This window comes from Providencia sp. PROV061, from assembly GCF_011045655.1.
GTDB lineage: Bacteria > Pseudomonadota > Gammaproteobacteria > Enterobacterales > Enterobacteriaceae > Providencia > Providencia hangzhouensis.
In genome coordinates, this window is sequence record NZ_CP042861.1 from 4039051 (window position 1) to 4049885 (window position 10835).

The following is a 10835-nucleotide window of genomic DNA, read 5'->3' on the forward strand; positions in this document are numbered from 1 at the left end:
ATTATGACAATGAATACTCCAGCAGCGTCACGTTGGTGGCGCATCATGCCAATCGTGTTTATCACCTATAGCCTTGCTTATTTGGATAGAGCAAACTACAGCTTTGCCGCCGCTGCAGGTATCAACGCTGACTTAGGCATTACCAAAGGGATGTCGTCACTACTCGGCTCATTATTTTTCCTTGGCTATTTCTTTTTCCAAATACCAGGCGCTATCTACGCGGAAAAGCGCAGTGTCCGCAAACTGATTTTTGCCTGTATTTTTCTCTGGGGAATGTTTGCCAGCTTAACGGGAATGGTCAGTAATATCCCAATGCTAGTAATTATTCGCTTTAGTTTGGGTGTCGTTGAAGCCGCCGTGATGCCAGCGATGCTCATCTATATCAGTAACTGGTTCACTCAATCAGAACGCTCACGCGCCAATACCTTTTTAATTTTAGGTAACCCAGTCACGGTGTTGTGGATGTCCGTGCTATCCGGTTATCTCATTCAAGCATTCGGTTGGCGTGAAATGTTTATCATTGAAGGGGTTCCAGCGATTTTGTGGGCTTTTTTCTGGTGGAGAACAGCACGTGATAAACCAAGCCAAGTGAATTGGCTAAGCCAGACTGAAAAAGAGACATTAGATAAAATTCTCAGTGACGAACAGAAAAACATCAAACCTGTCCGTAACTACCGTGAAGCTTTTAAATCACGTAACGTGATTTTACTGTGCGCCCAGTATTTTTGCTGGAGCATCGGTGTGTATGGCTTCGTACTGTGGCTGCCATCTATTATTCGTGGAGCATCTAACCTTGGGATGGTAGAAACAGGCTGGCTTTCTGCCGTTCCTTACCTTGCGGCAACCTTAGCGATGATCCTCGTATCATGGGCATCTGACCGTATGCATAACCGCAAACTATTCGTTTGGCCAATGCTTTTACTCGGTGCGATTTGCTTCCTCGGTTCGTACTTACTCGGTAGCACGAATTTTTGGTTCTCTTATACCTTATTAGTGATTGCGGGTGCAGCAATGTACGCCCCATATGGGCCCTTCTTCGCTATTATCCCTGAAATGTTGCCAAAGAATGTTGCTGGTGGTGCAATGGCATTAATCAATAGTATGGGCGCATTAGGTTCATTCTTTGGTTCATGGTTTGTTGGCTATTTAAATGGAGCAACCGGTAGCCCAAGTGCTTCGTATATGTTTATGGGACTCGCATTATTAGCCTCGGTTTTCTTTACCTTGATAGTCAAACCAAACCAAGAACAAAACAGTGATGTTGTCATCACGAAGCATGCTTAAAAGGGATACTATGAAACAGAATATTATTTTATATAAATCCATTCCTACGGATCAACTTGAACGACTACAGCAACACTTTAATGTCACTGTATTTGATAGCGTTACACCTGAAAATCTCGCTAGCTTTAAACAAGCGTTATCCCGCGCTGACGGCATTATCGGGGCCAGCTATCCTATCACGGCAGATGACATTGCCAATGCTCCGAATTTGAAAGCGGCATCGACCATTTCCGTTGGTATCGATCAATTTGATATTGATGCAATGAATGCTAGAAAGATTGCATTAATGCATACACCTAATGTATTAACCGAAACCACCGCCGATACCATTTTTACGTTAGTGCTTTGCAGTGCACGCCGCATTATCGAAATGGCTGAGATGGTCAAAAATGGCCAATGGACTCAAAGTATTGGTGAAGATGCATATGGCAGTAATGTGAATGGGAAAACTATCGGTATTTTAGGCATGGGCCGCATTGGCTATGCCGTTGCCAAACGCGCTTATTTAGGCTTCGGGATGCCAGTTCTCTATTACAATACCCATATCCACCCCGATGCAGAAACCCAACTTAAGGCACGTCGTTGTGACCTCGATACGTTGCTGGCAGAATCGGATTTTGTCTGTGTCGTGCTGCCATTATCAGCGTCAACCGAAAAGTTGATCGGTAAAAATGAGTTGGCAAAAATGAAACCCAGTGCATTTTTGATCAACGGTTCAAGAGGCCGTATCGTCGATGAAGCCGCCCTGATCGATGCATTAGAAAGTGGCACAATTCGCGGGGCGGGTTTAGATGTGTTTGAAGTTGAACCCCTTCCAAGCAACTCTAAGCTACTCACGCTGCCAAATGTGGTTGCTCTGCCACACATCGGTTCTGCCACCCATGAAACCCGCTACGCCATGGTCGAGTGCGCTGTTGATAACCTAATAGCCGCCTTAAAGGGCGACCTAAGCCAAAATTGTGTTAACCCTGAAATAGCAAAATAGCTGGAATGCCCTAATTTATTAGGGCTCTTTGGCTCTTTAACCATCAATGCGCATGAGCGTGTCCCGGGCGAGCAACATTGCTTCGCTCACACTCCGTCAGAAACTGGATAGAATTAAGTTTACTGGTTGATGGTGCTAAATAATATAATCCAACGGTTTTTTGACTGGGTGAGTAAATCTCCAACATGCCATTGACATCAGAATAATAATCACCTTTATTTATCACGATGTTAAAATCTTTTATTTTCTCAACGCGTCGCTGCTCTGTACTTTTCACTAGCGGATAACTCATATACTCATAGCCAACAAAATCAACAATATTGACCTGACCATTATTGAAAAAGACTTGTACCTTACTTGCCCCTGTTGGAAAGGTAAATTTGCCGTTACGTTCTAATGTGATGTGATTATAACTTTGGTCTACTTGGCAGGTATACTCTTTGACCTGACTTCTGGTGCTACAACCCGCTAAAACAAGGCTAGCTAGCAATAATATCCCTATCTTTTTCATATGTTCCCTATGCTCTCAAAATGGTTATAATTTAGTCTACACACCAGTATACATGTAATAAACCTTAAGCTAAATTGGTAAATGGTAACCAAATTTTAAGAACCGAATAACTTAGCCCCAAAGACTACAATGTCGTCGATTTTCGGATCAGCAATTCCCCATTAAATAAATATTGCATTGGTGGCTTATCTGGGTTTTCAAGTTTTTCCAATAAGCACTCCACCGCTTTATGCCCCATTTCCGCTGTCGGTTGAGACACTGAGGTTACCCCTTGCCCAGCCAATGCCGCCCATTCGAGGTTATCGAAACTCAAAAAGCCAATATCCGTTCCCCAACGTAACCCTTGTTTATTCATGACATACGCCAGCTGCAAGGTCAGTACGCCATTAGCGGCAACAATCACTTTGCGCATACCACGATGTGCAGTACAAAAATCGGCAACAATGGCCTCTAATTTTGCAGGGTCAGGCAAGGTCACTTCATGAAATTCGCTTTGGATATGTTGATGGCTCTGCGATAACGCTTGAAAGGTCTGTAAGCGCTCTTGGCGTGCGCTGTTATACACAATGGGCTCAGTCACGAAGCAAATCGCTTCAAACCCTTGTTCAATCAGATGATTAAAGGCCATTTGTGCAGAAGCGGGGTTATCTAGCCCCACCATGTCACTGGGAAAATTGTCGATTTTTCTATCTAACAAGACGAAAGGTAGGGTGGTTTCTTTCAGCACTTCAATGAATTGTTCGTTAACACCCGCTGAATTTATGATAAGCCCATCAACGCGGTAACCTTTTAGCAATTGAATAAATTGGCATTCACGCTCAATGCTGTTATCTGCATTGCAAACCACGGTCATGAAACCTTGTTTGATTGACTCGGCTTCTACCCCTTTTAATACTTCAACAGAGAATGGGTTACCGATATCGGCAATAATCAAACCAATCAAGCCTGTCCGCCCATGTTTCAAGCTACGCGCCATTTGGTTTGGGCGATAGTTTAATTCACGAATGGCGCTTTCAATGCGTTGACGCAAATTATCAGAAAGCAAATGAAATTCACCATTCAAATAACGTGAGATACTGGTTTTCCCTGCCTGAGCTTTGGCAGCGACATCTTTGATCGTGGCAACTTTTTGTGTTTTCGGGGCCATAGCTTCAGGTTTTTCCATTCTCTAAAAACATCACCAAGAGGTTATCTTACTCGAATAAGCATCATTTTACTTGTGGTATTGCGTTAACTTGCTGTTTTAACCATTGAATAAAAATATCCGCCTTCGGGTTTCGTTTATCATTTAGCATCGCAAAATAGTGGCGCTGTTGGCACTTCAGCGAAATATCACCAAATGGCATTACCAGTTCTTGGCGCTTTAAGCGTTTTTCAACTAATTGTTTACGTCCCATCGCCACACCGGCATGGTTCATTGCGGCAACAATCGCTAAATCAGAGCGATCAAAGCATAGGTTTCGGCGATGAGGAAACAAGGTTAATTGGTAATGTTCACTCCACGCCTTCCATTCATCATAATCAGAGTTACTGCTCCAAGCTTGTCTATCATGTAGCAAAGTACAATTTTTCAATTGATGAATATTATTAAGCAAATCATGTTGTTTAGCATATTGCGGACTACAGACCGGAACAATTGACTCTGACATTAAATCTTCACAATATAAATTGGGCCGAGTGATATCATCATAATAAATAGCAATATCAATGCCATAGCCACGAAAGTTAACGTCATCGTTGCCCGTTAATAGATTTAACTGAATAGAGGGATATTGGTTAGCAAAATCCGCAATTTTGGGAATTAACCAGCACTGGGCGATGGATGGCCGTGAATACACCGTAAGTTCACCCGAGATTTCTTGGTTCTTGATATCAATAATTTCTTGGTTAATATCATCCAAATTTTTGCGTAGTGCCCAATAAATTCGCTCACCATCAATCGTCAGCTCAATACGCCGATGAAAACGCTCAAATAATTTAAAACCTAACTCCCCTTCTAACGTATTAATTCGGTGGCTAACTGCACTGGGTGTTAATGCCAGCTCCTGTGCCGCTAATGCAAAAGAGCTATGCCGTGCTGCTGCTTCAAAGGTATGTAGGCGCGATAGCTGATAACTTGATAGCCGTTTATTCCATTGAATAAATCCAGATTGCTCAAATTGATTGAAATTTTCTGACATCAACGCCTCCAATAAAAACAACGATACTCAGTGATTTCTACAATACCCTTTTTAAGATGAATTTATATGACCCAAAGACGCTATTCTCCGTTTTATATGACTAATATCACACCTTTGAGTTAATTTGATTCATCTAAAGCTCGTGTTTCATCGTTTGTCACCACTGAATATTTATTATCCAATAGAAAAACAATAACAAGATGATCAGAGGTAGGATATGGACTCTACAATGTGGATGATTGGTACTTTAGTTATCAGTATTTTACTAATCATCGTTTCAATTATTAAATTTAAGTTTCATCCCTTTTTAGCACTTTTACTCGCCAGCTTCTTTGTCGGTATCTCCATGCAAATGAATCCATTGGAGATGGTCAACTCTATCGAAAATGGCATTGGGGGGACACTTGGTTTCTTAGCTGCCATTATCGGGCTAGGAACTATTCTTGGAAAAATGATGGAAATCTCCGGGGCAGCAGAGCGAATTGGGGTGACATTACAAAAAAGCCGTTGGTTAACTCCCGATGTCACCATGGTACTCATTGGGTTAATCTGCGGTATCACCCTGTTTGTTGAGGTCGGTGTGGTGTTACTGATCCCACTCGCATTTTCCATTGCCAAAAGAACCAATACTTCATTATTAAAGTTAGCGATCCCATTGTGTACTGCGCTGATGGCCGTCCATTGCATCGTACCGCCACACCCTGCTGCTCTATTTGTCACAAATGAATTAGGTGCTGATATTGGTACGGTGATTGTTGCAGGGTTAGCCGTAGGCCTAGTCGCGTCATTAGTCGGCGGGCCACTGTTCCTCAAATTCTTAGGTGACCGCTTACCGTTTAAAACTGTGCCAGAAGCGTTCTCAGATCTTGAGGTACGTGAAGAAAAAGACTTACCTTCTTTAGGTGCGACACTGTTCACGGTGTTATTGCCAATTGCCCTCATGTTAATCAAGACTGCCGCTGACTTGAACATGAGCAAAGATAGCCAGTTATTTACCCTCTTACAGTTTATTGGTAACCCAATAACCGCTATGTTTATTGCTGCTTTTGTCGCTTATTACATGTTAGGGATCCGACGTAACATGGGTATGAGCGTATTACTCAGCAAAACCGAAGAGAGTTTTAGCTCAATCGCTAATATTTTATTGATTATCGGCGCAGGAGGAGCATTTAACGGTATCTTAAAAGGCAGTGGACTGAGCGATTCCTTAGCGATGGTGTTATCTGGTATTGATATGCACCCAATTTTACTGGCTTGGCTAGTCGCCATTATTCTTCATGCCGCTGTCGGTTCTGCCACCGTTGCGATGATGGGCGCAACGGCGATTGTTGCTCCGCTAATGCCAATGTACCCACACATTAGCCCAGAAATTATGACATTAGCCATTGGCTCAGGCGCAATTGGCTGCACTATCGTCACTGATTCATTGTTCTGGTTAGTCAAACAGTACTGTAACGCGACTTTAGCCGAAACATTCCGTTTTTATAGTGTCGCCACGTTGATTGCGTCTTTCGTCGCGCTGGCAGGGACTTTTGCACTTTCATTTGTGATTTAAAAGAGAGTAATTATGACTCAGATAAATGTTGATAAGTTAATTGCTGACTACCCTTTAGTTCAGGACTTAATCGATTTAAAGCAAATTGCGTGGTTCAACCCAAAGGTCACGACGACGCAAGCGGGTTTGCCTTATGTCGGGCTAACCATTGAAGATGTTCAAGATGCAGAAGCGCGCTTAAACCGCTTTGCGCCTTATTTGATGAAAGCGTTTCCAGAAACTCAAGCGACACAAGGGATTATTGAATCTGAAGTTATCGATATTCCCAACATGCAGGCCGCGCTGGAAAAACGGTATCAAACGCCAATAACAGGGAAAATGTTACTGAAAAAAGATAGCCACCTACCAATTTCAGGCTCAATCAAAGCCCGCGGAGGCATCTATGAGGTTTTAACCCATGCAGAAAAATTGGCTTTAGCAGCAGGTTTATTATCAACAGATGATAATTATGAGATTTTAATCTCTGAACAATTTCGTCAATTCTTTAGCCAATACCGCATCGCGGTGGGCTCAACCGGTAACCTTGGCATGTCCATCGGCATTATGAGCGCTAAACTTGGCTTTAGCGTCAGCGTGCATATGTCCGCAGATGCCAGACAATGGAAAAAAGACAAATTGCGTTCACATGGTGTAAATGTTGTGGAATATGAGCAAGATTACAGCATCGCCGTTGAACAAGGCCGTAAAGAAGCAGAAAAAGACCCAAACTGCTTTTTTATTGATGATGAAAACTCCACGACCCTATTTCTTGGCTATGCCGTCGCAGGCCTTCGTCTAAAAAAACAATTTGTAGAGCAAGGGATTACAGTGGATAACGACCACCCGCTATTTGTCTATTTACCTTGTGGTGTTGGTGGTGGCCCCGGTGGCGTTGCTTTCGGGTTAAAACTCGCCTTTGGGGATGCCGCCCATTGCTTATTTGCAGAACCAACGCATTCACCTTGTATGTTGTTAGGAGTACATACCGGGTTACATGATGGCGTGTCAGTTCAAGAGATTGGTATCGATAATATCACTGCCGCTGATGGCCTTGCCGTTGGCCGCGCATCCGGTTTTGTGGGGCGCGCGATGGAGCGGTTGATTGATGGTTATTACACTATCGATGATAGCGAAATGTATAACCTGTTAGGCTTACTCAACCAGACCGAATCTATTAAATTAGAGCCTTCGGCCTTGGCGGGTATGACTGGCTGTGTGCATGTCACGCAAAACACAGATTATTTGCAATCCAAATCACTCACGCCTAAGCAACTGGCCAACGCAACACATCTGGTATGGGCAACAGGTGGCGGTATGGTACCCGCAGATGAGATGCAAAAATATTTATCACAAGCCAATCTAAGTTAACAATTAACCTGTTCAAAGCCCTCTTACATTCAATGATATGAGGGCTTTGATAAAAACTCGGGATCCCAAGCTTGGTCAGTTCGGGTGAATACCCAATGCGAATTGTAGATCGGCAAGCGTTATCATCAACATCATAGAGTCAAGTGGTGAAGGGACGAAACCAATGTGCTCATAGAACCGTTTAGCATTGTCCGTTAATGCGTGAACCACAACCCCTCGAATGCCCACCAGCCCAGAAGCCTGAATAACACGATGACAGGCATCTTTAACTAACCCCCTACCAACTCCAAGACCTTTCGCCCTTGTATCTACAGCTAGCCTGCCGAGTAAGATGACGGGAATGTCAGAGGGCATGTTGCGGCGAAATCGTCCAACGGCTTGATTGGTGCTCACAACCCCGGTGGACAAGGCATAGTAACCCATTACTTGGTTATCCGAAGTGGTCACAAAAGTGCGCGAGGCCCCTGAGTTTTGATTACTCATTGCCCGGTTTTTTAACCAGAGATCCAATGCCTCTTCACCAGAGGAAAACCCTTCCAGTAAATGGCCTGTTTTTAGTGGTTCTGGCGCTGTTAGCTTCAATGTCATTCCTCCCAAGGGGATTTAGACATCATCGTTTTCCTCAATGCCTCATTACTACTAGGCGCGGCATCAAGCTGGCTGATAAATTCTTGGTAAACCTCGGCGCTGACGTTAATCACCCGCAGATCGGCCAGCGTTTCTTCAGCTGCACGCCGCGCCGCTTCCAGAACAAATTCAGTACGGTTTTTTCCCACAGCATTCGCAGCACGGTCGATCAGGATTTTGTCTTCCGGTTTTATTCTCAGGTTAAGAGATGAGCGAGTCACGGCAACATCATTTTGAGTCGACATATCGACCTCCCAATTGATTGCTTACTCAGCTAAGCATACAGAAGTGTAATGTCGTTGTCATTACATTGTAAATACAAGATTGTCGTACCATGTATTTATGACGTAAATATCACATTGATTTAACAGTGAAATTAATAAAAAAATCAAAAAGCTGACATGAGTGAAATCCCCCAATAGCTGGGTAACCAATTATTAGGGGTCACTTAATGAGAAGAGGGCTTTTTACCATCAACCGCAAATTATTATCCTTGCAATGATTGCCCCGGTAATGGGACTAAATCACTTTCAATATAGCGTCTCACTAAAGTCGCGAGCGCGACTAATGAGTCCAAATGAGTCCTTTCCCAACCGTGGGAGCTGTCTAGTGCGAAACATGCTAAAGCCGCACGAATATCCCATCCTGCATCAATTGCTGCAGCACTATCCGAACGATAATGTTTAAACGTATCGCGGACGTGAGGAATGTCATACTGCTGGCATAATTGTAATAAATGCCGCGTAATTGCTAAATCAAACGGGCCGGTTCTGTCGCGAAAAGCTAAGGTGAGGGCGTCATCCCTTGTGGTTTGGTCTGGCGCAGAAACGGAGTTATCAATCGCCAATAACTCTTGAACTTGCGGACCAAAACCATGGGTGCCTCCGATACCGACCTCTTCTGAAATCGTGAACATCATTTGGCAAGATACCGCTGGCACAATACCGTCATCCACCAGTGATTTTAATGCGGCTAACATCACTGCACATCCGGCTTTATCATCCAAATGACGCGATACAATAAAACCGTTATCAATGAATTCGGGTTGAGCATCCACTGCAACAATATCACCGACGTTTAAGCCATGGGATTGCAAATCAGCAAAGTTATAACAGGGGGCATCAAGGCGAATTTCTAAATTATCCCAATCGGCTACTTGGGTATCTACCTCAGTATTAAAACGGTGCCCTGAGGCTTTTAATGGCAAAATTGTCCCACGATATTGGTGATCATCACTAAATACTGTCACCCTTGCACCTTCCGCAAAACGGGCTGCCCATGTGCCTGTATTACGCAGTGCCAAACGCCCATTCGGTTTGAGTTGTGTCACCATCGCCCCTAATGTATCAAGGTGTGCGGCCAATGCACGTTTAGGTTCTTCAGAACCGAGTGTGATATAGAGCACCCCGCGGCGTGTGTATTTTGGTGTAAACCCCAACTCCGACAACCATTGGTGAGTTTGCGCAACGGCTTGTTCAGTCATCCCTACAGGGCTAGGTGTGCATAATAATGTTTTTAATACAGAGGTCAGATATACTTTATCTATCATTATATTACCTATCTTCACTTAAGAAACGTTCTTGTAATGTGGCTTGTAGAGCTAACATGGCTTGTTCTGCATAAGCCATATGTGCTTCCATTACCGATTGAACTTTAGCGGCATCTTTACGGCGTAAAGCCTCGATTAATTGATATTGGTATTCGATGCCTTGACGCCTGTCGACAGGCTCAGGTTTTAAATAAATGTCCTGACAAACGGCTAAGTCTTTGAGTAAGCGTTGTAAAAAATGGCAGATAAACACTAATAAAACGTTATCGGAATAGCTGGCGACCACCGCATGAAAATCCAGTTCTGCCATTCGTTGCTGCCAGCGTTCATTTTCATCTACGGGCTCATGGTCATAAATGGCGATGGTATCGTACAGCTTTTGAATTCCTGCGTTATCGATATTATCAATGGCACTGACTGCTACCACCGGTTCTAATAATTTACGTAACGTATAAATATCCTTGATTGATATATCCCGCGTAAATAAATAGTTCGATAACAAACTCATCGCTCGCGCTTCAGTCATTGAATCAATAAACGCGCCACCACCAGGCCCAGTTTTTGTTTTAATTAACCCTTGAACTTCCAATGACTTTAATGCTTCTCTCACAGTGCTTTTGCTAGCGTTATAATGTTCAATTAGCTCTTTTTCTTGTGGCAAACGGTCACCGGGTATGAGGTTATTGGCCATAATGGTTTCTTTTATCGCATTGACGATTTCATCAGTACGTTTAATACGCACTGACTCTATCGTCATTGGCTTATTGGTGCTCATATTAGCTTCTCAACTGGTTTAA

Annotated in this window: 11 protein-coding genes; 4 read left to right on the forward strand and 7 right to left on the reverse strand. The window is 43.5% G+C overall.

The features are described from left to right. Window positions 1–3 precede the first annotated feature (3 nt). On the forward strand, window positions 4–1284 hold the full coding sequence (locus FVA72_RS18675) for an MFS transporter (RefSeq protein WP_094961588.1): 1281 nt from the start codon (window positions 4–6) through the stop codon (window positions 1282–1284). A gap of 10 nt (window positions 1285–1294) precedes the next feature. After that, a complete protein-coding gene (locus FVA72_RS18680; RefSeq protein ID WP_110591151.1) occupies window positions 1295–2269 on the forward strand; it encodes an NAD(P)-dependent oxidoreductase in 975 nt (324 codons plus the stop codon). A 43-nt stretch (window positions 2270–2312) separates the two neighbouring features. On the opposite strand, the gene FVA72_RS18685 is transcribed toward FVA72_RS18680, so the two are convergent. From FVA72_RS18685 to dsdC, 3 genes are all read right to left on the reverse strand, one after another. Further along, the gene (locus tag FVA72_RS18685; protein ID WP_110591150.1) at window positions 2313–2780 is read right to left on the reverse strand and encodes a hypothetical protein; all 468 of its coding nucleotides are present in this window, start codon (window positions 2778–2780) and stop codon (window positions 2313–2315) included. Between the two features lie 124 nt (window positions 2781–2904). Further along, window positions 2905–3945: a LacI family DNA-binding transcriptional regulator gene (locus FVA72_RS18690; protein WP_094961590.1), complete on the reverse strand. Its 1041-nt coding sequence runs from the start codon at window positions 3943–3945 to the stop codon at window positions 2905–2907. A gap of 43 nt (window positions 3946–3988) precedes the next feature. Further along, window positions 3989–4960, reverse strand: a complete 972-nt coding sequence (dsdC, locus tag FVA72_RS18695) for a DNA-binding transcriptional regulator DsdC (RefSeq protein ID WP_004259232.1) — start codon at window positions 4958–4960, stop codon at window positions 3989–3991. Window positions 4961–5177: 217 nt separating this feature from the next. On the opposite strand from dsdC, the gene dsdX reads away from it, so the two are divergent. Both dsdX and dsdA read left to right on the forward strand, forming a co-directional pair. Further along, the gene (dsdX, locus tag FVA72_RS18700) at window positions 5178–6515 is read left to right on the forward strand and encodes a D-serine transporter DsdX (RefSeq protein WP_110591149.1); all 1338 of its coding nucleotides are present in this window, start codon (window positions 5178–5180) and stop codon (window positions 6513–6515) included. Between the two features lie 12 nt (window positions 6516–6527). Continuing rightward, window positions 6528–7862, forward strand: a complete 1335-nt coding sequence (gene dsdA / locus FVA72_RS18705) for a D-serine ammonia-lyase (protein WP_094961592.1) — start codon at window positions 6528–6530, stop codon at window positions 7860–7862. A 75-nt stretch (window positions 7863–7937) separates the two neighbouring features. On the opposite strand, the gene FVA72_RS18710 is transcribed toward dsdA, so the two are convergent. The 4 genes from FVA72_RS18710 to FVA72_RS18725 form a co-directional block, all read right to left on the reverse strand. Continuing rightward, a complete protein-coding gene (locus FVA72_RS18710) occupies window positions 7938–8450 on the reverse strand; it encodes a GNAT family N-acetyltransferase (RefSeq protein ID WP_110591148.1) in 513 nt (170 codons plus the stop codon). Then, window positions 8447–8734, reverse strand: a complete 288-nt coding sequence (locus tag FVA72_RS18715) for a DUF1778 domain-containing protein (protein ID WP_102138080.1) — start codon at window positions 8732–8734, stop codon at window positions 8447–8449. The genes FVA72_RS18710 and FVA72_RS18715 overlap by 4 nt, the downstream gene beginning before the upstream one ends. A gap of 242 nt (window positions 8735–8976) precedes the next feature. Continuing rightward, window positions 8977–10038, reverse strand: coding sequence for an osmoprotectant NAGGN system M42 family peptidase (locus FVA72_RS18720; protein ID WP_110591147.1), 1062 nt, complete (start codon window positions 10036–10038; stop codon window positions 8977–8979). A gap of 4 nt (window positions 10039–10042) precedes the next feature. Then, on the reverse strand, window positions 10043–10813 hold the full coding sequence (locus FVA72_RS18725) for a FadR/GntR family transcriptional regulator (RefSeq protein WP_004259240.1): 771 nt from the start codon (window positions 10811–10813) through the stop codon (window positions 10043–10045). Window positions 10814–10835: the final 22 nt, after the last annotated feature.

Bases quoted from the DNA above. Each gene is read 5' to 3' on its own strand.
- FVA72_RS18680 (WP_110591151.1), top strand. From the start codon at position 1,295: ATGAAACAGAATATTATTTTATATAAATCCATTCCTACGGATCAACTT.
- FVA72_RS18720 (WP_110591147.1), bottom strand. From the start codon at position 10,038: ATGATAGATAAAGTATATCTGACCTCTGTATTAAAAACATTATTATGC.
- FVA72_RS18725 (WP_004259240.1), bottom strand. From the start codon at position 10,813: ATGAGCACCAATAAGCCAATGACGATAGAGTCAGTGCGTATTAAACGT.
- FVA72_RS18710 (WP_110591148.1), bottom strand. From the start codon at position 8,450: ATGACATTGAAGCTAACAGCGCCAGAACCACTAAAAACAGGCCATTTA.
- FVA72_RS18685 (WP_110591150.1), bottom strand. From the start codon at position 2,780: ATGAAAAAGATAGGGATATTATTGCTAGCTAGCCTTGTTTTAGCGGGT.
- FVA72_RS18690 (WP_094961590.1), bottom strand. From the start codon at position 3,945: ATGGAAAAACCTGAAGCTATGGCCCCGAAAACACAAAAAGTTGCCACG.
- dsdC (WP_004259232.1), bottom strand. From the start codon at position 4,960: ATGTCAGAAAATTTCAATCAATTTGAGCAATCTGGATTTATTCAATGG.
- dsdX (WP_110591149.1), top strand. From the start codon at position 5,178: ATGGACTCTACAATGTGGATGATTGGTACTTTAGTTATCAGTATTTTA.
- dsdA (WP_094961592.1), top strand. From the start codon at position 6,528: ATGACTCAGATAAATGTTGATAAGTTAATTGCTGACTACCCTTTAGTT.
- FVA72_RS18675 (WP_094961588.1), top strand. From the start codon at position 4: ATGACAATGAATACTCCAGCAGCGTCACGTTGGTGGCGCATCATGCCA.
- FVA72_RS18715 (WP_102138080.1), bottom strand. From the start codon at position 8,734: ATGTCGACTCAAAATGATGTTGCCGTGACTCGCTCATCTCTTAACCTG.